The 19,597-nt window shown below is 49.5% G+C and carries 14 protein-coding genes; 10 read left to right on the top strand and 4 right to left on the bottom strand.

The features are described from left to right. The first annotated feature begins 62 nt into the window (after positions 1–62). Positions 63–1,046 (top strand): Bug family tripartite tricarboxylate transporter substrate binding protein, encoded by a 984-nt coding sequence (locus OSH01_RS01615; protein WP_266122300.1) that lies wholly within the window; start codon positions 63–65, stop codon positions 1,044–1,046. An 89-nt stretch (positions 1,047–1,135) separates the two neighbouring features. Here the strand turns inward: OSH01_RS01615 and OSH01_RS01610 are convergent, their stop codons facing one another. Beyond that, positions 1,136–1,507: a YggL 50S ribosome-binding family protein gene (locus OSH01_RS01610; RefSeq protein WP_266122299.1), complete on the bottom strand. Its 372-nt coding sequence runs from the start codon at positions 1,505–1,507 to the stop codon at positions 1,136–1,138. A gap of 356 nt (positions 1,508–1,863) precedes the next feature. On the opposite strand from OSH01_RS01610, the gene OSH01_RS01605 reads away from it, so the two are divergent. Beyond that, positions 1,864–3,186 carry an MATE family efflux transporter gene (locus OSH01_RS01605; RefSeq protein WP_266122298.1) on the top strand — a complete coding sequence of 441 codons (1,323 nt, stop codon included), beginning with the start codon at positions 1,864–1,866 and terminating at the stop codon, positions 3,184–3,186. Between the two features lie 154 nt (positions 3,187–3,340). On the opposite strand, the gene OSH01_RS01600 is transcribed toward OSH01_RS01605, so the two are convergent. Continuing rightward, positions 3,341–5,272 (bottom strand): bifunctional metallophosphatase/5'-nucleotidase, encoded by a 1,932-nt coding sequence (locus OSH01_RS01600; RefSeq protein WP_266122297.1) that lies wholly within the window; start codon positions 5,270–5,272, stop codon positions 3,341–3,343. 350 nt (positions 5,273–5,622) lie between these two features. Here OSH01_RS01600 and OSH01_RS01595 point away from each other — a divergent pair, with 350 nt between their 5' ends. The 8 genes from OSH01_RS01595 (at position 5,623) to OSH01_RS01560 (ending at position 16,020) form a co-directional block, all read left to right on the top strand. Beyond that, entirely contained in the window at positions 5,623–8,556 is a 2,934-nt protein-coding gene (locus OSH01_RS01595; RefSeq protein WP_266122296.1) for a xanthine dehydrogenase family protein molybdopterin-binding subunit, read from the top strand. After that, the gene (locus OSH01_RS01590) at positions 8,553–9,098 is read left to right on the top strand and encodes a (2Fe-2S)-binding protein (protein WP_266122295.1); all 546 of its coding nucleotides are present in this window, start codon (positions 8,553–8,555) and stop codon (positions 9,096–9,098) included. Before OSH01_RS01595 ends, OSH01_RS01590 begins: the two co-directional genes overlap by 4 nt. Positions 9,099–9,107: 9 nt before the next feature. Beyond that, positions 9,108–10,403: a cytochrome c gene (locus tag OSH01_RS01585; RefSeq protein ID WP_266122294.1), complete on the top strand. Its 1,296-nt coding sequence runs from the start codon at positions 9,108–9,110 to the stop codon at positions 10,401–10,403. A 50-nt stretch (positions 10,404–10,453) separates the two neighbouring features. Next, on the top strand, positions 10,454–11,101 hold the full coding sequence (locus tag OSH01_RS01580) for a nucleotidyltransferase family protein (RefSeq protein WP_266122293.1): 648 nt from the start codon (positions 10,454–10,456) through the stop codon (positions 11,099–11,101). A gap of 158 nt (positions 11,102–11,259) precedes the next feature. Next, on the top strand, positions 11,260–11,934 hold the full coding sequence (locus OSH01_RS01575; RefSeq protein WP_266122292.1) for a hypothetical protein: 675 nt from the start codon (positions 11,260–11,262) through the stop codon (positions 11,932–11,934). Positions 11,935–12,043: 109 nt separating this feature from the next. Continuing rightward, the gene (locus tag OSH01_RS01570; RefSeq protein WP_266122291.1) at positions 12,044–12,808 is read left to right on the top strand and encodes an isocitrate lyase/PEP mutase family protein; all 765 of its coding nucleotides are present in this window, start codon (positions 12,044–12,046) and stop codon (positions 12,806–12,808) included. 183 nt (positions 12,809–12,991) lie between these two features. Continuing rightward, positions 12,992–15,166, top strand: a complete 2,175-nt coding sequence (locus OSH01_RS01565) for a TonB-dependent siderophore receptor (protein ID WP_266122290.1) — start codon at positions 12,992–12,994, stop codon at positions 15,164–15,166. A gap of 188 nt (positions 15,167–15,354) precedes the next feature. Continuing rightward, complete coding sequence (locus tag OSH01_RS01560) at positions 15,355–16,020, top strand: 7-cyano-7-deazaguanine/7-aminomethyl-7-deazaguanine transporter (protein WP_266122289.1); 666 nt, start codon at positions 15,355–15,357, stop codon at positions 16,018–16,020. A 47-nt stretch (positions 16,021–16,067) separates the two neighbouring features. On the opposite strand, the gene OSH01_RS01555 is transcribed toward OSH01_RS01560, so the two are convergent. Next, positions 16,068–16,724 (bottom strand): gamma-glutamylcyclotransferase, encoded by a 657-nt coding sequence (locus tag OSH01_RS01555; protein WP_266122288.1) that lies wholly within the window; start codon positions 16,722–16,724, stop codon positions 16,068–16,070. Between the two features lie 487 nt (positions 16,725–17,211). After that, complete coding sequence (locus OSH01_RS01545) at positions 17,212–19,425, bottom strand: DUF3141 domain-containing protein (RefSeq protein ID WP_266122287.1); 2,214 nt, start codon at positions 19,423–19,425, stop codon at positions 17,212–17,214. Positions 19,426–19,597: the final 172 nt, after the last annotated feature.

Here is a 19,597-nt window from a genome sequence, read left to right as displayed (position 1 = left end):
GCACAGCGTATTAACTTATAAAGAGTACAATATTAAAGGTTAAACCTTTAATTTCTTAGATCATGAAAACCTTTAGTCGTACACTTTTGGGCGCTAGCTTTGCCCTGATGAGCTTGGCTCCTATTTACGCCCAAGCTTCAGATTGGCCGGCAGGTCGACCCATTAACGTTATCGTTCCTTACGCAGCGGGTGGCTTTGCTGACACACGTATGCGCATGCTGGGCCAAGAGTTGGCCAAGGAACTGGGCACGACAGTTATTGTTGAAAATAAAGCAGGTGCAGGCGGTGTAATTGGCACCTCCGAAATCGCGCGTGCTAAACCAGACGGATACACCATTGGTACGGGTAACTTAGCACCCTTATCAGTGAATCCGACCTTGATGCCTAAAAACGTGAACTACAATGTCAAAACCGACTTGATTCCCGTTATTCTGATTGAAGAAAGCCCTTTGTTCCTGAACGTGAGCACACAGGTTCCGGTAAAAGACGTGGGTGAGCTGATTGCCCTGGCCAAGAAAGATCCGGGCAGCCTGACGTATGGCTCCTCGGGTGTAGGTGGTGCGCACCACTTATCTGCGGCATTGTTTGCACGCGATGCCGACGTTGAACTGACACATATTCCGTATAAGGGTGGCGCGCCAGCAGCAACCGACTTGATGGCAGGGCACATTAACATGATGTTCGAAATGGGCTACGCGGCCTTACCTGCTATACAGGCTGGTAAAGTTCAGCCTTTAGCGGTGTCGAGTGCAGAGCGTTTGCCTTTGCTGCCCGATGTGCCTACATTAGCTGAGGCAGGTTTACCGGGTTTTGAGTCATACAACTGGCAAGGTATTGTGGTGCCGGCGGGTACGCCTGATGAGGTAGTGCAGAAGTTGAACACGGCCTTTAACAATATCTTGAAAAAACCAGAGGTGATCAAAGCTTTTGAAGATACTGGTGGACAGATTGCCGGGGGTACTCCTGAGCATTTCGCCCAGTTCATCGAGAGTGAGACCACGAAGTGGGGCGATTTAATTCAAGCCGCTAATATTACAGTTGATTAAGTGGCATTTTTTTCAGCTCTATAGCTAAGCAGTAAAAAGGGCAAGACTACACAATGTGGTCTTGCCCTTTTACTTGTGCATGTGCAGCCCTAAGCGCTAGTCCAACCGTACCAAGCATCGGTGAGTTCGCTACAAGAGGCTTGTTCAATCTCAGCTTGCTCTTGTAGCCATTGTTGTACCGCGACTCTATCTTCCTCGGTGGGGGAATGACGTCCCGCGGCAAAAATGATGCCCTCAGTTTTTTCTTCTGGAAATTGACCTCCTAAAGCACCGACAAAGAGCTGGCGCGATTCTACATAGGCAATAAACAAACCTAAGAAATTTTCGAACGCTGTAGTGCTCAGGGCTTCTTTGAAGGAAATTTGCACTTCAAATACATGCTCTTGGAACTCGCCCAGATGCATTTTTTTTCGTTGTCGTGCGTTCAGACGGGCCAATTTACGGGGGGAAGGTGTGCGCATGAGGGTGATCCAATAGGCATTAAAAGGTACACGTGCTTTGCGAGCTCACTGTGTGGCTCTGATAGAGAAAGCGTGGACGAGAGTGTAGGGCGTGATTAGCGCTGCGGGCAAGGAGTTATTGTATAAGTTTAATGGCAGAGGTCGCTTTAAAAAAACCTGTTTACAATGAGTTTGTCCGTCATATTGCTGTGTAATGCTTATTTTCAACCCTGAATATAAGAAAAATAAAGCACAGGGGTTGGCGGTATTTACGGTGCGCTACACTGTCAGCCTTATATTGTCGTCTCCTCTGCTTGACTGGGCAGTAGTCATAGAATCTAGTACCTAAGCGGCAGTGGGGATTTTTGATATTTATCATGCAAACCCAGCACCTTAGTTATAGCCGTGTACTTTACTTAGCCGTCCCTATTATTTTGGCAGGCCTTACACAGCCTTTGATGTCAGCGGTGGATACCGCCATTGCAGGACATTTACCCGGACCTCATTATTTGGCTGGTGTGGCGGTAGGCAGCTTACTCTTTAATTTGATTTTTTGGGCTTTTGGCTTTTTGCGCATGGGCACCACGGGCGTGGTTGCCCAGTACTTTGGTACCGCGCAGCCTATGGCTGCTTTGCTGACCGTCTGTCGCGGCATAGTGATGGCGCTTTTACTGGGGTTGTTAATTTTATTTGCCCAAGGTCCTTTAATTCAAGGGGGGCTTGCCTGGTTGGGGGCCTCCCTCGAGGCAGCAGAACAAGCCCAATTATACGCTTATGGACGAGTGTGGTCTGCGCCGCTGGTATTGGTGAATTATGTGATTTTAGGCTGGTTGCTTGGATGCCAGCGCGTTAAAACGGCTTTATTGATTCAGTTATTGATTAATGTAGTGAATTTTTTGGCTGTTATCACTCTCGTTTACGGGTGGGGCTGGGGGGTGCAAGGTATAGGTGCTGCGACAGCTGTAGCCGATTTAAGTGGTGCTAGCGTGGGGGCTGTATTATTGTGGCGTCAGTATCGTCAACAGCTTAAAGATATGCGTTGGTCGGCGGTGTTTGAAGCCACCGAGCTTCGACGCCAAATCCAAATTAATAGCCATATCTTCATACGCACGGCCTGTTTGCTTGCCACAATGAGTTGGTTCACGCATCTGGGGGCCAAGCAAGGTGATGTGCTATTGGCCACAAACGCCATTTTATTGAATTTTTTGAGTTTTACCTCGTATGGCCTAGACGGGTTCGCCCATGCCGCAGAAACCCTAAGCGGCGCGGCAGTAGGGCAAGGTAAGCCTAAACAGTTGCGTCGGGTTGTGCATGTTTGCTTAGTGTGGGGACTGGTAGGAGCTCTGCTTTATACCTTGGTGTATAGCCTGTTTGGCGGGGCGTTGGTGCGTTTACTTACGGATCAGTATTTGATCGTGCAGTCCGCCGAGCAGTATTTAATCTGGTTAGTCTTAGCGCCGCTAATCTCTATGCCGGCGTATTTATATGATGGCGTGTTTATGGGCGCCACGCGTACGTATTCGCTGATGCTTATTATGTTAGCGTGTTCCTTCAGCTTTCTGTGCTTGTCCTGGCTATTGCTACCGCTATTTGGAAATCATGGTTTATGGATTTCCTTCTTGGTGTTTAATGCAGCGCGGGGGCTAGGCTTGGCGGTAGCCTTCAAACCTATAGTGTTACGCCCCTTGGCTCGAGCATAGCTATTGGCAAGAGCAGGCCATCATTATCGGTAGTAGGTAGGGGTAATGTGTCTAGTAGCGAGGGCCAGTATACAGCGGGCAGCGTTTTAAAATATCGAGAAGACGGGTTAAGCGGTTATGCTTAACCCGAACATATTAAGCGCGCCTCTCTTATTTAGGGAGTAGCTGGCCCAATGAACGATTTGGTGCTATATAAAGTATGGTCGAGACGTTGCAACGAAGGGAGCCCGCTGGAGTCTGTGGTCAAGCTATCAATATAGGTCTGTAGTACATCGGCATCTTGTACTCCTACATCAAAGCGACGCTCTGCCGGAACTTCTTTTAAGGTGTGGTAGCCATCACCACCGGTAGCATTAAAGCTTAATACGAAAAGGCTATAAACACGCTTTTCATCTAATGGGGTCCATGTGGCTGAAGCAGGATTAAAGACTTCAACATTGCTGGCACGAGAGCCTTTTGCTTTGTTGACGTTAACATCCCAGCGTAGGCCTCCAGAGTAGGGGTAAGGGCCGGTGCTACCGCCTTTCTTGTAGACAGCATCTAGACCGTCTTCGATCATGGCTTTTGCTTCGGCGCCCGTCACCATAAGTTTCCATAGCTTATTGTCAAAAGGCAGGACACTGATCACATCGGCTGCAGTGATACGGCCTTGTAGAGGTACGCGCACGCCGCCACCACTTTGTAGCGTGAAATCGGCACCGCCGTACTGTTGATTAGCCACGTCTAAGTAGGCTTGTGCTACCAGTTGTTGTATATCACCTCCCCTTACACTCACGCTCCCCTCGGCATTACATGCTTCGCTGGAGCGCCCATAGTCGGCTGAGCCTGGGCCGCCAGGAACGCGGCGTGAGCACAGTTCTACTGGGGCATTGGCGACTTCTGTTTTTTTGTATATCTCGATTTTGTCTTGATAGGGCTTAAGAATAGCAGCGGCTTGAGTGTGTGGGGTTGTGATACGCAGAAAACCACTGGCTTGGATATCCGCTTTGAGCGCTTGTAGGTCAGCAGTGCTGACCGGAGTGTTGTTGATGGCAAAGTTATCGCCGATCAGCACATGAGGCGTGCCTTGACACGAGGTAACGCGGCCGTCTTTGTCAAAACTTACCTTAAGCTCGCCCACGGCTTGCGAGTACTCCCAAGCATGTGCAATACAGACGGTATCACCATCTCGGTTTTTAAGTGCTTCGCCATAACGACCACTGGGTGTACCAACCCCGTAGGTCTCCAGGGCCTCAGGCCCTAGCAGAGTATGTGAGTCTCCGCCTATGACAACATCGACTCCTGAGAGTTGGGCTAATAATTGTTTATCGTTTTGATAGCCAATATGGCTGAGAATGATAATTTTATTAATCTGTTGTGCCGTTAATTCGTCAATAGCACGTTGTGCAGCCTTGACCTCGTCCTCAAATAGGGTGTCTGGGTCAGGACTAGATGAGGATTTGGTTTTATCGGCGACGGTTAAGCCCACAATACCTATCTGTTGGCCTTCGCGTTCAATGATATGGTAGGGCTGCACCAATCCAGGGGCACGGCTAGGGTGCAAGCTTGATGTTTCGCCGAACTGGACGTTAGCACTTACTACAGGAGTTTGGCACTCGTCTGAATTAAGTAGGTCTAACCAATTTTTAAGTTCGGTGTCTCCTTTATCGAACTCGTGGTTACCCAGCGTGAAAGCATCAAAGCAAACCGTGTTCATCAACGCTGCGTCTGCTTCGCCGATTTGGCCTACGCGGCTGAAATAGAGTGTTCCGGTTAAGGCGTCTCCCGCATGCAGTTTGATCACGTTTTTAGACTCTGCCGCCAAGTCATTGAAAGCAGTCGCGACACGAGCGAACCCTCCTGCATCAACGTTGACTTCAACGCGCTGGCCCACTGCATTAGTGAGCTTCAGTTTTTTGTTTTGGCTGTCTAGGTTAGAGTGGTGGTCGTTGATGTGTAGTAGCGTGAGGTCTAAGGGGTGCGCTTCAGCGGCCGGAGGAGTGGGGGTTTTTTTGTTGTCGTCACTCGTGTCTGTTCCTCCACCGCAGGCGCTTAAAAGGCTGGCTGCTAGTAGTGTGAGGGTACCAATATGCAGACGGCGTAACATGCAAGGCACGCCACTTATAGGATGGGTATTACCGTTCGGGTTCATGCGTTGATTTCACTATAAAAGTTGTAAGCTTTTATTATTCAACCTTCATATGACTCCCTTATTAACCGGTTTAGCAATAAATAACGTCTTATATCGCGGCTCAAGTCGTTTTAGCCTTATCCGTCTTTTATATACCGTGTTCGTGGGTTATATGTTCTTTTTGTATGGATTAAGGCCTTCGCATGGTACAAGCTCATAGACATCGTTTCGGTGTTCACTATATGATGCAATCACATTGAGTTCCGATGCTCATCATTACAAAAAATACGTTCGAAAACACTATCCTTACAAAAAAGGAGAAGCTTATGGCTGGGGGATTTAGTCGACGTGATTTCATCAAACTGGGAACGTTTGCTGGCATCACGGTCACCTTAGCGCGCTTGCCGTTAGCGCATGCTATTGAGGTTCACTCTGGTTTAGGAGCCTCTGGGTGGATGGATAAGGAAGGCCAGGCGCGCTATCGCTGGGATGCAATCCGTAAAGTAACGGGGCAAAAAGTATTTGCACGTGATTTCCGTGCAATGAATTTGCCGGGGTGGCCGAAACAACAAGCACATGCCTTTTTTGTAAAAGCAACTCAAGCAGATAAAGTTTTCGAAGGGGTGGCTCTAGAGCGGCTTAGTAAAGATTTGCAGCCTGATAGGGTACTGTTTCACGAGGATATGGAGCGTGATGGCATAACGGTTCCCCAGCCTGCTGATTTAGGAGCCGATTTTTATGGTCAGTATTTCCTCACCCCAAAGGGCACCACGCCGCCGATGTTAGGACATCCAGTCGCTTTGCTTGTGTATAGCGATTTCGATAAGTTTGAGGCCGCGAAGCGGCAATTGCGTTTTGATACTGAGTTTGTGCTGTATGGTAAAACCACCGGGCCCAAACCTCCACCCAACTTTGGTGCTGCACGCTATGTGCGGATAGCAGGAGCTGATCCAAAAGGAGAGCCAGAATACTCGCCGCTACAAGATGCTGTAATTTGGGGCAGCCTTGACGGGGCAACGGCTGTATGGCCACCCGCTGATAGCAAGGGCATGTTTGTACCCCAGTCAGTCATGCATAAGCATCGCGGTGGTGGAACAGGGAATCGTGATCCTAAACAGGTGGCTGATGAAACTTACGAACCCATGCAACGTGGGATGGCTGCCGCGGCTGCAATAGCTCAGGATATTGAGGCAGCGCGACAAAATCCTGAAAAAATTGTGCTGGAACGGCATGGCTACTCGCCGTCAATCGATCCATCAGCGATGGAACCTGACAACGGTAATGCCTGGTATGACGCGAGTACGAAAACCTTGCATTTACTGGTGGCCGCACAATCTCCTTATGAGGTTGCCCGTGTGGCGGCTTTTATGGTGAAGGATAATAAGCGCTTTCCTGTTGAGCATATTGAAATATTGACTGGCACTACAGTTGGTTACGGCTCCAAAGATCATTCTATATTCCCCTTCTATGTGGTGGCGGCCTGTTTTTATGGCGATGGTTTGCCAGTGCGTTTAGCGAATGACCGCTATGAACAGTTTCAAATGGGTATTAAGCGCCATTCTTTTGATATGGATGTAAGCATTACCGCGGATAGGAAAACGGGTAAGTTCGAGATTATGAAAGGCCAGTACACCTGTAATGGCGGTGGGCGTGCGAACTTCTCTTTTTCTGTGGCGCAGGTGGGGGCTACAGCGGCGCAGTCTATTTACTATTTCCCTAAATCCGACTTAGCGAGTATTGCCCTGTCCAGTCGTGCAGTAGAGGCTGGCTCCATGCGGGGGTATGGCACGATCCAAACCATGACCATGACAGAGCTCATGGTAGATGAATTGGCTGAAGAGTTGAATCTGGACGCGATTGAGTTGCGACGCCGGAACGCATTGCTGCCCAATTATCCCAACACGCAAGGCGCAGTACAACTAGGCGAGCCTAGGTTGGTGGAAATGCTCGATAAAGCGATCAAACATCCCTTGTGGGTAGATAAGGATCAAGCTAAAGCTAAGTTTGACGCGGCCAATCCAGGTAAAAAGTACGGAGTGGGATTTGCTCAGGTACAAAAAGACTATGGGACAGGAGCCGACACTAGCGCCTTAGTGTTGGAGTTCGATGCATCGGGCAACATTACGATGCGTCATTGTTTACAAGAAATTGGTACCGGTGCCACAACTGCTCAGCAGGTAATGATTCAAGATATCTTGGGGCAAGCGCCAGAGACGGTGGAGTTCGGCGTGACGGAGTTTGCTCAGCTGCCGCTAGTCAGTAATTGGTCGCCTTACACGACTACTCAAGATCAACAAGATAAATTGGCTGAGAACCCGTACTGGGTTCCCTTTCTTTTACCCGCCATGAGCGCTTCCAATAGCGTTTATTTCATTGGATTTGGCACTCGTCAGGCGGCAAACTTTTTGTTAGAACACAGTTTGTGGCCGGCGGCTAAAGCGATTTGGAGCGATGGTCCTGGTGGTGGGCAAATTGCCGCAGGACAGGTCTCCTTGGCAGATTTGCGTGCCTACCCGGGTGGTTTAGGGGGGGCAGGCATGAGCCCTATTCCGTTTGCTGAGTTAGCCCGTAAAGCTCACGAAATGGGATTGATAACGGGTGTAGCCCTGCACTGCTTTAGTCGCTGGGAGTGGGCGCGCGGCAGCTTTGATATTCCTGGCGTGGGTGAGCGGACTTTGCCGGTTGATGCTCTAGCGGTGCGTTATGGAGATAAGGCTTCTGAAGCGCTGAAACAGCGCATGACTACCGGTGGTTATGATTACTTGAAGCGTAGCAAAATTGTTTACCCACCAGTGCAACGTAATAACGCCGGCGTGACAACCTACACCCCGGCTGCTTGCCTGGCTGAGCTTAACGTCAATACCTTTACCGGCGAGGTAGAGGTCATGCGCCTTCATAGTCTGATTGACCCAGGGAAAATAGTAGTGCCTGCTTTGGTGTCAGGGCAGCAGCAAGGGGGGCTAGCAATGGGTATTGGCCATGCCTTGATGGAAGAGCTCCCGTTGTATGAAGACGGTCCAGGAAATGGCACGTGGAACTTTAATCGCTATACCTTGCCTAGGGCGAAAAATGTGGCCGTTTGGAATCAAACAGTGGAGTATCTAGCACCACTTTCCGATACGTCACCGCCTAAGGGCATGGCTGAGGTGGTCATGATCCCAATAGTATCGGCGATTGGTAACGCGGTTGCCCACGCAGTAGGTAAGCGTTTTTATGAACTCCCGATCACTGCTGAAAAAATTAAGGAAGCCTTAGCATGAGCCTAGAAAAACAAGCCCTGACCGTGACGATCAATGGTAAGAAAATCGGCCCAGTAGAGGTTCCGGTAGCGATGCCCATGATCGACTTTTTGCATGAGTACGTTAACTTAACGGGTACTCGATTTGGTTGCGGACAGGGCGTATGTCACGCCTGTACCATCGTAGAGGTACATCCCGACGGTACTACCACCGAAAGTCGTACCTGTGTGTTGGGGGCGCATTATTTTAATAACAAGTCCATCATTACGATTGAGGGGCAAGCGAAGTACGACAAACTGGGCCAGCTTGAGCAGTTATCCCCTATTCAACAGGCCTTTATTGATCATTTTTCGTTTCAATGTGGATACTGCACGCCTGGTTTTGTCGCGGGGGCGACGGTATTTTTGGATGGTTTGAAACGTCAGCCTGTCAAACGGGCTAACCTTGAAAGCGCCATTGAACTAGCCCTTAACGATCATATTTGTCGTTGCACCGGTTATGTACGTTATTACGAGGCGGTGAAAGAAGTTGCTCTTTCCACCCCTGGCTACGTGATTGATTAAGGAGGCAATATGTTACGCAAAATCATCATTGCTGTGATTGTGGTGCTGCTGGCGCTTTGCCTTGCTATTTTATTGGGAGCATTTCGCTCTACCAGTGTAGCGGCTAATGTTGAGCAAGCCCTGAGCGCAGAGGAAATGCAACAGTTGTTGCCCCGCGGACGCGAGTTGGCGATGGCAGGAGACTGTTTTGGCTGCCATTCTCAACCACAAGGGCCTAAGGGGGCGGGCGGCGTGGCCATAGGTACGCCATTTGGAACCTTATACTCGACCAATATTACGCCTGATCCGACGCATGGAATTGGTCAGTATACGCGCGCTGATTTTCATCGCGCCTTGCGTGATGGTATCAATGGAGCAGGTAGCAATCTTTATCCTGCTATGCCATATATTTTCACGCATATTACTACGCCTAATGATGTGGATGCCTTATACGCTTACTTAAAGAGCATTCCTCCTATTGCCTTGGCCAACGAAAGTAATACCGGTGTGTTTGCTTTGCCGGTACGCTCTTTCATGAACTTTTGGAATCTATTGAATTTCCCTGATCGTAGCGCTCCTGCTAACCCAGATCGTTCAGAGCAGTGGGTACGGGGGGCGTACCTAGTTCAAGGAGTAGGGCATTGCGCAAGTTGCCATACACCTCAAAACTTCATGATGGGTGTAGATTTCGACCGTGACCTACAAGGGGGCGAGATCAACGGGTGGGCGATTCCCGACATCACGGCCGCGGCCCTTAGTAAACGTGGTTTTGATGTGGCTATCTTGACGCAGTACTTGAGTACAGGCATCGCGCCGCAAGGTACCTCTTTTGCCGATATGCACACCGTTACGCACTTTTCTACCAGTGCAATGGAGCGTTCCGATGTGGAAGCGGTGGCAGAGTATCTGCTGACGGGGCCCGATGGGCGCATTGCAGCGCCTGCGGCGGCCCCTAAGCCTTTGCCCGAAGCGCTTGATCCCGCTCCAGACAGTGACATGGATATAGGCAGACGTACCTATTTAGCAGCCTGTGCTGGTTGCCATGGCGTTCAAGGCGAGGGGATTCCTAACGTCGCGCCCGCCATGCATGGTAACTCTATCATTGCCATGGACTCGCCACAAGATTTGATTCGTGTCGTGCTCAATGGAATTCCTACGCAAACCTTCACGGGTAACCAGCGTATATACGCGATGCCGCCCTTCTCACATGACTTAAGTGACGTAGAGGTAGCTGATTTAGCCTCATGGATGCGTGCTGAATGGGGCGGTCAAGGGCAGGCTGTTGGCATCGAGCAGGTGCAAAAAGAGTCTCGCGCTGTTCATTAACTTTGATGCACTGCTCGGATTAGTTAGGCTGAGCAGTGCAGAGCCTTCCCATGCTTCAGTTAGGTATTTTATTAGCGGCGGGGTTTGGGCGTCGTTTTCAGGCGCAGCAAGCTAACAGTAATAAATTATTGATGTGTTTAGCGCCTGGCCAGAGTGTAGTGGGCACAAGCCTGAATAACTTGCGCCAACACGTGGATGAAGTCTGCGTTGTTATACGCCCCGCTAGTACCGCCTTACAGGCCGAGCTTGCTCGGCACTCATGCTGGGTGGTAGAGAGCCCTTTGGCGTACACAGGTATGGGAGCTAGCCTTGCAGACGCGGTGCATGCGGTATTGCATCGCTATACTCACGCTCCTGTGGGAAGTGTTTTAATCACTCTGGCTGATATGCCATGCATTACGGCGGCCAGTATGCGGGCCGTGCAACAGGCGGCCCAAAGGCATGCCATTACGGCTCCGGTCTATCAAGGGCAACGCGGCCATCCCGTTGGATTTCAGTGGCAGTTAATGCCCGAATTGGCTCGTTTGAGTGGGGAGCAGGGCGCCCGTCAACTTATTGCACAGCATGGTATTGAACTGTTGGCCGTAGACGATCCGGGTGTGTGTTTTGATATTGATACGCCTGACGATTTACAGCATCCATTGCTTTCCCAATTCATCAGTTGTGAGGCCCGCAAGAGTCAAAATAGTGCTTCTTAGGGCTCAGCGTTGTTTTACTCGCACATCCAGTTACTAGGGGGTGGGCTAAGTGGGTTTTTAGCTCGGCATTCCGTTTAGAATACGCATTTTAGGGGTTACGCCAACGTATCTAGGCAAAACTATCATTGCGGTTTCGGACAAGCTAGTAAGGAATAATAATGAAGACTATCGCTGTATGGGGAGCTGCTTTGTGTATAGCAGCCTTGGCGGGTTGTGCCACAGTGCCTAGTGGGGCGCCTGAGTCTACTCAGCTTGGTGAGATGAAGCGTTGGTACACGCCGGGTGATACCCAGAATGTGAACCTTGCAGAGGCGATAGCGTTATTAAGACAGCCTGCCACGCCCGTTAGTGTGCGAGTGCGGATGGGCGCAGCAAACGAGGCGGTTACGTTTACTGTAGAGCAAACACGCCTGTGGCGCCGATTGATTGAAGCTAATACCTTTCATCAGCATGTTACTGAAAAAAACACTAATGAAGGGTTAGTTTATACCTTTTTCTATACCTTTGATCCCGTGAAAGATGCGCCCACCGTAGGTCAGTCTAGTCGGTATCGCGCAAACTTGTATCTGACTCACTACTTTGAGGATAAGAGTCAGTTCAGCCTAGGGTCTGCATCCATGATTATGGATAGTGCCTGCTTAGATCTTGATGTCATTCAGTTGACGATGGCTCGAGAGCTGATTGGCTTGTTAGACTCAGAAGTAACAGGACGTTCACCTCATTTGCCTGGAGACGACCCCGAGTTCATCTCGGTGCCTTGGGACTCTGAGCGTATCCAAGCTGATTGTGCCGCTGGCACCACGGCTGACTCGCCGTTCGCATCGCCCTTGTAGCAGCGCTGCCTGTACTCATTCAGTAGCAAGTATTGCTTTACGCTGTTGTCAAAGAAGTGCTAGTGTGGTTGCCAAGGGGTGGAGGTAACGAATTTAGCGAGAACAGCTTATGGCTACTACTAAGGAAGAAAAGCGGCAACGTATGCGCGCCTTACATGGGCAAGAGAATGTGCTGTTGTTGCCGAATCCCTGGGATTTAGGCAGTTTGCGGTATTTTGAGCTACAAGGCGCCAAGGCGTTAGCGAGCACAAGTGCTGGGTTTGCATGGACGATAGCTAAGCAAGATAATGAAATTCGATTAGAAGAGTCTCTCGCACACTTGTACCAGTTAGCCAGTCATACCGAGCTGCCTATTAATGCCGATTTCGAGTCTGGGTTTGCGGCTACCGAGCGCCAATTAAATGGTGCCATCGAACGTTTAGAGCAAACAGGCGTAGCCGCTTTTTCTATCGAGGATCGCCTAGATGATGCGCTCTATGAAGCCAGTATAGCCGTGCGGCGGGTGGAGCAGGCCAAGCAGGCGGCTTTACGTTATGGTGGGGATGACTTTATGTTGGTCGCCCGTTGCGAGGGCTTTTTAATGGGTAACGCCTCGTTAGAGCAGGTAATAGAACGTTTGCAAAACTACGTAATGGCGGGAGCAGACGTGGTGTATGCGCCCGGATTGCGTGAACAAGAACACATACTGCGCGTAGTAGAGGCAGTAGCGCCTATCCCGCTCAATGTATTGTTATGGTCAAACGGCCTTAGCGTGTCAGAGCTACAGGAGCTAGGGGTTAAGCGCGTCAGCACGGGTTCCAGTTTAGCCGCTGCTGCACGGCAGGCGTATGAACACGCTAGTCGTGTTTTATTTGAGCAAGGGCGCTTACCCTAGATGCCTACGACAGCAATAGCTTATTAATTGTTTATTAACGATTGATGGGTTCGTTTAAACATACCTAGTGTTTGAGCGAGCATATAAACCTATTTTTTAATGATTCTTTGTGTGATAATTCATTTGATATTTATTCTCATTATCATTTGAGGTTTGTGGTTTCTATTATTCACAAGGATTGATATGCTGCACCGCTCTTCACAAGCGCTACTATGTAGTGCTTTAGTGTCGTTGGGCCCGTTTGGTAGCCTTCATGCACAAGACACGACTACTGCCACCTTGGCGCCAATTACTATAAAAAGTGGGGAGCCTAAACCCGACGGTAGCTATCTGGCTCGGGGTAGTAATACGGCAACCAAGACAGGTACCCCCCTTATTGAAATACCCCAGTCTATTTCTGTTATTACGCAAGAGCAGTTGCGTCAACAGGGCGCACACACGTTAAATCAAGCTTTGCGCTACACCTCTGGGGTAGCAGTGGAAAGCCGAGGTGCGGTAGCCTCGCGTTTAGATCAATTTACGATACGTGGATTTTCAGCAACTTCCTTGCTGGATGGACTGCGCGTCTTTGGTTCACGGGATGCCTTACCGCAAATTGACGCCTATCGTTTAGAACAGGTAGACGTGTTGAAGGGCCCGTCATCGGTCATGTTTGGGCAGGGAGGGCCCGGCGGAGTGGTGAATCAGGTCAGTAAGCGTCCGCAAGCCGAGCGGTTGAATGAAGTTGAGTTACAGGCGGGGAATTTTAAGTATAAACGGGCGAATGTGGATTTTACTGGCGCCTTGGATGAAGATGAGCGCTGGCTGTACCGCCTTACTGGCGCAGCCTATAAGGCTAACGGTCAGGTGGCGCATACTAAAGAGGAGCGTTACTTTATTGCGCCGGCGCTCACGTGGAACATAGATCCAGATACACAACTGACCTTATTAGCTAACTTGCAACATGACCCCCATATGGGCTCTTATGGCAGTATGCCAGGATTGCGTACGGTGTTTGAGGCCAGTGACGGTATTAGATTAGATCCCGACTTTTATGATGGCGATGTCAATTTCGAAAAAAGTGATAGGAAACATCACTCTGTCGCGTATGAATTTGAGAAAAAGTTTAACGAACATATAACCATACGCTCAAAGGCGCGCTATCTGCATTCCGAGGGTGTGTATCGGAGCGTATATAGCAATGGTTTCAGGGCGGGCTCTGAGCGCATTTTAAATCGTAATAAAGGTGGCACCAATGCCAAGATGGATAGTTACGCTTTAGATAACCATGCCGTATTTACAGTGGATACAGGTCGTGTGTGGCATACCGTGTTAGCTGGAGTGGATTTCGCTAAGTTAAAAACGGGCACCCTGAATAGCAGTTGGGATGCCACCTTGCCGTTAGATGTACTGCGCCCCGATTACTATCAGGATCACGGTGATCTTAACTGGGTCAGTTATGGGACAGGCCATCAGTACCAAACAGGGGTGTACTTGCAGGATCAGATGCAGTTTGAGAAGCTGTCGATTTTAGCAGGTGGGCGTTACGACTGGTCTCGCAATATGTCTAGTGCGCGTAGTCTAAGCACTGGAGTTGACACGAGTTCCGCCACCCGAGCTAAGGCTTTTACGGGGCGCTTAGGGGCTATTTATAATTTTGATAACGGACTAGCACCTTATATCAACTTTTCACAGTCCTTTGAGCCTCAGAGCGGCACAGATCGAGACGATAAGCCTTTCGATCCGTTACGCGGAGAACAGTACGAAATCGGCATGAAGTTTCAACCACCGGGTACTAGCTCCTTATATAGCATGGCTTTGTTTGATATACGCAGGAAGAATCTGCTTACAGCTATACCTAATTGCGTAGGGTCTAAATGCCAGGAGCAGACTGGCGAAATACGTACACAAGGTATCGAGCTGGAGGCGCGTGGACAAGTGACGGAACAGCTCAACTTGATTGCTAATTACTCGCTGATCACCAATGAATACACCAAAGACAATGCTAGCGTCTCGCGGCCTAGTTTAGTTGGTATGGCTCAAGCGGGTATACCGAAGCATCAAGCCTCGCTATGGGTTCATTATCAACTTCCTCATGACACCATGCTGGCCGGTTTAGGTGTGGCAGCTGGCCTGCGATACCGCGGTAGCAGTTTTGGTGATACCCAAGAGGGATTCAAGGTTCCAGGCACTACCCTAGTAGACATGGCCGTAGACTATGACTTAGCGCATGTACATCCGCAACTCAAAGGCGCGCAAATCGCCGTGAATGTGAGCAACCTGTTTAATCGCAGAAATGTGAGTTCATGCTCGTCGCAGTCTTGGTGCTGGTATGGCTATCAACGTAGTGTGCAGGCAAGTTTACGTTATCGTTGGTAAAGGGTTTTGCTGCTCTCTGAAAGTACAAGCTTGAAGAGAGCTTGCTTTGCAGTTAAGGCGTAGCGTTCACGGATGTTAGGGGCGGGCGTAGGGCGGGTGCGACGTTGGGTAAGTAAGGTATTTGTGCGTATAATGCCTTACTTTATCGCCCATGGGTTCCCTAACCCCATCCATCAAAAAGGCTCTATATGACCTCGCTATCTCTTCCGCCTTCGCGGACGTCACTCTATCTTGCTGTACTGGTGGCGTTTCACGTTTTTATTATTATTGCCAGTAATTACTTGGTGCAGTTGCCTATAGACCTGTTCGGTTTTCACAGCACATGGGGGGCATTCAGTTTCCCTTTTATTTTTCTCGCTACTGATTTAACCGTGCGTCTTATAGGTAAAAATGAAGCACGCAGTGTGATTGCACGTGCGATGATTCCAGCTCTGTTCGCCTCTTACATCGTTTCGGTGTTGTTTCATGAGGGGCAGTTTAATGGTTGGAACGCGTTGACTGAGTTCAATAGCTTTGTCTTTCGAATTGCATTTGCCAGCTTTGCCGCGTATGTTTTGGGGCAGCTACTCGATGTTCAGGTTTTTGACCGTATTCGCCAAAGTTATAGCCAATGGTGGCTAGCCCCCGCAGCAGCATCTGTATTTGGACAGGCCCTCGACACCTTAGCTTTTTTCGGTATTGCCTTCTGGCATAGCAGCAACGAATTTATGGCCGCCCATTGGACGGAGATTGCCGTCGTGGACTACGTGATCAAACTCTTAGTTAGCTTGCTGTTTTTTGTGCCAGTGTATGGCGTTGTACTCAATGCTATTGTGCGGCAAATGAAGCGTCAAACAGTTCAGTTAGCCCCATGAGTGCATGATGTCCGTGCTGTACGGGAGTATAAATAATGGCGCCATGCTTAGCCTATATGCTCCGTTAGGGCAGCTTGACTTAGGGCATCGATATAAGCATCGTTTATATCGAACGACTGCAAAGATTGTTGTAATTGCAAAAGATAGTCTAAGTTGCTGCCCAAAATACCCTGTGCTTGCAAGATAATGGGCACGGTGGTGTCTATGCTGGCGTCTGCAATAAATTGTACATGCTCGGGATTGGCGACAAAAACAATGCCAGGTACGTGTTCGCCGTTGGCTAATTCTAACGGACACCATATCGGCAAGTAGCTGCCATATACCATTTCTCGTGCCCAAATAAGCCAGAGCTCATCCAGCAGATTATCTTCGTTTAGCTTGAAAGCGACACCTTGTGTACTGCCGCCTGCTTGTAAAGCGAGCATCCGTCCAGGTTTTTCGGGTGTGCCCCGCCCTGCGTTTAGCTTGATGCAAAAGCTACGATGCCAGCCCTGCAACCGAGCGGCCGTTTGCGTGGAGTAATGGAAAATGGGATTCCAGATTAACGAGCCATAGGCAAATACCCAAACCGGTCCAGCACTATGTTGCGCTAAGGTGTCGAGCATTGATTGTCGGATCTGTTGCTCCGTCCAACGAGGTTGGCCGGGTAGATCCTGAAAAGACGCTAAATATGCGCCGGAGAGTAATAGTTCACGTGTAAGCATGGGAACGCTATTCGGGTACAGTAAGAAAACAGTATAAACAGTAGTATTTATGCCTGCTGATTGACGCGTTGCAAAGTTCTATATCAACCGTACAGTTTTTGCCTAATTCTAGAAACAGGGGATGGCTCTCTTGTTTTATCATGGATACTCCCTTGAAGTGGCAAGCTAGTTCCACAGAGTATGGGCATAGGAGCGGAATGTATGTGTGACGGAGAGCGTTTTAACGGGTATTCCCATTTGGTGGGTGCCTCCTTGGCGGTCATCGGAAGCATACTATTAATTGCATTGGCTGCTCAAACGGGTGGCTCATGGTGTTTTATGTAAATGACACGCGCTGGCGGCACGCCCATGGAGTGTCGCGTTTATTCGTGCTGGGTGGCAGTGCGTGTCACTACTACACCATATTGCGCTATGTCGCGTTGATATAAACCTACGGTTAGCATAGGCAGACACACAGTAATCGGCGCCCTACAGGGCGCCGATTTTATTATTTACTCGCTTGCTGATCAGGCTTTGTGCTTGCTAGGGCCTGATCGAAATAATGCAGGATGTGCTGCACATAATCTTGCTCGGTCACACTTAGCGGCTCGCCACGCTGGCTAATATCGTTAAGAAGCTCTCTAGCTGACTGCACTTGTTGCTTGTCCGCTTTGGCTAAGAGTGTGGGAATACCCGCCAGTGACGCAGGCAGGTCATGATGGAGTAATAAGGCCTGTTCACGCATAAGAGCTCGGAACTGCCGTAAACGTCCTGAGTGTGTTGCAGCGCTCATGTACGGTTCAATGGCTTCCCAAGCATGTTGGAAATGACGTTCATCGGCCTCGCCGCGCTCGTAAAAAATATAGCTTAAGCTGCGCGCTAGTGCCTCGCTCAAGCCGCCAGACGTTTGTTGGGTGGCAAATTTAGCCAGTTCGGTTTGAATGTGGTGTTGATGCCCAAGCGTGTTGCAGGGGTGTGGGCGAGCTGGCTGCTGCTCATCACCGCTAAAACCTGCAATGGCTTGTATAAACGGGGAGCCGTAAATACTATAAAAGCTGGCTTCGTAAACGGCATCACGGCAGTCACGATATAAATCCAAGCTTTTAATAAGGTAATTAGAATACAGCTCTTGCAGTTGCCAGAAGGGGTTGCTAGTGTCGCTAGCGACGCGATGCTTTTTTACTTGTTCAGCACTGGCAGCTACAGCACTAGCGTATGGGTGCTTGTCTGACCATACGCTAAAACCCAGGCGTAATGGATGAAGCGAGCTAAGCAGCTGAGCGGACTCTTTTGTTGAATAAGTTTTTACCCAGGGTTGTAAAAATTGGCGATATAAGGCCAAGTTAATATTGGATACCTTGGCTGCGGCGGCAAAGGCGCGGTCGGAACTGGGGTTAGGCTTAACAATGTCTCTGATGTCGTCAAGAGTGCTGCGATGTATGGAGAGTAAAAAAGGATCTTGAAAGTCGGAGGGCCCATCACTAGCCTGGTAAGGGTCAATGGTGGCATGAAACAAGCCAGCCGGTAGGGTGTCGATTATGTCAATATTCGCGGCAAATTTACGATGCTCTTTGCGCCCTACATTAGAGGATACGAAAATACCTAAATGCCCAATGTTTTCGTGGGTGGCATAAACAATAGTTTGATCGTGCCCTAATAAGTCTTCTTGGGTTTGGTACAGGTCGGTGATCCAGCCTAAGGCCTGCGCGGGGGGAGTAATATTGTCACCGTAGGAACAAAATACGACGATAGGCGAACGAATATTACGTAAATCTATGCGCTGACCGCTCGAGGTGGAGAGTTCTCCTGAGGAAAGCTTATTGCCAATAAATAGATTATCGACAATATATTGGATCTCCTTGTCTTCTAGGTAAACCAGGCCGCCCCAATACTTCTCAAACTCTAGGTAGCGTGGCCCCTCAGTGTCTACCTTGGCATACACATTATATTGCTTTGTCCAAATGGTATTAGCGGGGTTCAGATTTTCAAAGTTTTGGACTAGCCAAGCACCGTCAAAATGGCCGTGGCCAATATCACTGCTTAGTGCGGTAAGCCAACTTCCCCCTAATAGTCCACCAGCATACCGCATCGGGGTGTCGCCAGCCCAATATGACACTGGAGAGCCCGCTAAAATAAGAGGGCCGAATAGCTCTGGCCATAGTGCCGCAGCCATCAAAGTTTGCCAACCTGCTTGGCAGTTGGCGATTACTGCGGGTTTGCCTTCGCTATCGGAGTGGCGTTCGTGCACCGCACGCACAAATGCAGCTTGTGCTGCTAGAACATGCTCTATGGTTTGTCCGGGCACAGGCATGGGTAGGAAGCCTACAAAATAGCAGGGGTGCCCGGCTTGCAGCGCAGCACCAATTTCACTATCGGGTTTGAAGCCGCCAATGCCTGGCCCGTGACCGGCTCGGGGATCTACAATAATGAAAGGGCGTTTGGACTCGTCAGTAGGTTGATCGGCTGACGGCAAAATTCGTACTAAGCCGTAGTTAACTGGATCGGGTAGGTCTAAACCCGACAAAATAACTTCTGCGGGAAAGCTCAACACATTGGGAATGCTCTCTTGCATGTGAGCGCGGTATTGATTGCCACGCTGTCGAGCAATGTCGGCATAGAGTATTGAACGTTGCCATGCATCGGTGGCATATTGGGCAGCCTCTTGCAGCAGCCTAACCGGGTTTATGAAGCGATCGATGTTAAGGGGACTGTAACGATTCATACTATTGAGCCTCCATAATGTGTGGCGGGCATTATTTGCTAACGCTTGGGCGCCACCTTGTTAAGTCTGTACAGATAGGCAGTAGTGGGTATAACACCTTAGTATGACAGTACTATGTGTCCCTTTAATGTTAACGCTTGTGATGGTGGCGTAGGGTGCCTAGATACCAGTG

This window comes from Alcaligenes endophyticus, assembly GCF_026344035.1.
In the GTDB taxonomy this organism is placed as follows: Bacteria; Pseudomonadota; Gammaproteobacteria; order Burkholderiales; family Burkholderiaceae_B; genus Alcaligenes; species Alcaligenes endophyticus.
The sequence above is the reverse complement of the archived record's forward strand: the minus strand, read 5'-3'. Positions and strand labels throughout refer to the sequence as shown.

What these genes read in the sequence shown, in the direction of transcription:
- OSH01_RS01615 (WP_266122300.1), top strand. Translation starts at nt 63, where the DNA reads ATGAAAACCTTTAGTCGTACACTTTTGGGCGCTAGCTTTGCCCTGATG.
- OSH01_RS01610 (WP_266122299.1), bottom strand. Translation starts at nt 1,507, where the DNA reads ATGCGCACACCTTCCCCCCGTAAATTGGCCCGTCTGAACGCACGACAA.
- OSH01_RS01605 (WP_266122298.1), top strand. Translation starts at nt 1,864, where the DNA reads ATGCAAACCCAGCACCTTAGTTATAGCCGTGTACTTTACTTAGCCGTC.
- OSH01_RS01600 (WP_266122297.1), bottom strand. Translation starts at nt 5,272, where the DNA reads ATGTTACGCCGTCTGCATATTGGTACCCTCACACTACTAGCAGCCAGC.
- OSH01_RS01595 (WP_266122296.1), top strand. Translation starts at nt 5,623, where the DNA reads ATGGCTGGGGGATTTAGTCGACGTGATTTCATCAAACTGGGAACGTTT.
- OSH01_RS01590 (WP_266122295.1), top strand. Translation starts at nt 8,553, where the DNA reads ATGAGCCTAGAAAAACAAGCCCTGACCGTGACGATCAATGGTAAGAAA.
- OSH01_RS01585 (WP_266122294.1), top strand. Translation starts at nt 9,108, where the DNA reads ATGTTACGCAAAATCATCATTGCTGTGATTGTGGTGCTGCTGGCGCTT.
- OSH01_RS01580 (WP_266122293.1), top strand. Translation starts at nt 10,454, where the DNA reads ATGCTTCAGTTAGGTATTTTATTAGCGGCGGGGTTTGGGCGTCGTTTT.
- OSH01_RS01575 (WP_266122292.1), top strand. Translation starts at nt 11,260, where the DNA reads ATGAAGACTATCGCTGTATGGGGAGCTGCTTTGTGTATAGCAGCCTTG.
- OSH01_RS01570 (WP_266122291.1), top strand. Translation starts at nt 12,044, where the DNA reads ATGGCTACTACTAAGGAAGAAAAGCGGCAACGTATGCGCGCCTTACAT.
- OSH01_RS01565 (WP_266122290.1), top strand. Translation starts at nt 12,992, where the DNA reads ATGCTGCACCGCTCTTCACAAGCGCTACTATGTAGTGCTTTAGTGTCG.
- OSH01_RS01560 (WP_266122289.1), top strand. Translation starts at nt 15,355, where the DNA reads ATGACCTCGCTATCTCTTCCGCCTTCGCGGACGTCACTCTATCTTGCT.
- OSH01_RS01555 (WP_266122288.1), bottom strand. Translation starts at nt 16,724, where the DNA reads ATGCTTACACGTGAACTATTACTCTCCGGCGCATATTTAGCGTCTTTT.
- OSH01_RS01545 (WP_266122287.1), bottom strand. Translation starts at nt 19,425, where the DNA reads ATGAATCGTTACAGTCCCCTTAACATCGATCGCTTCATAAACCCGGTT.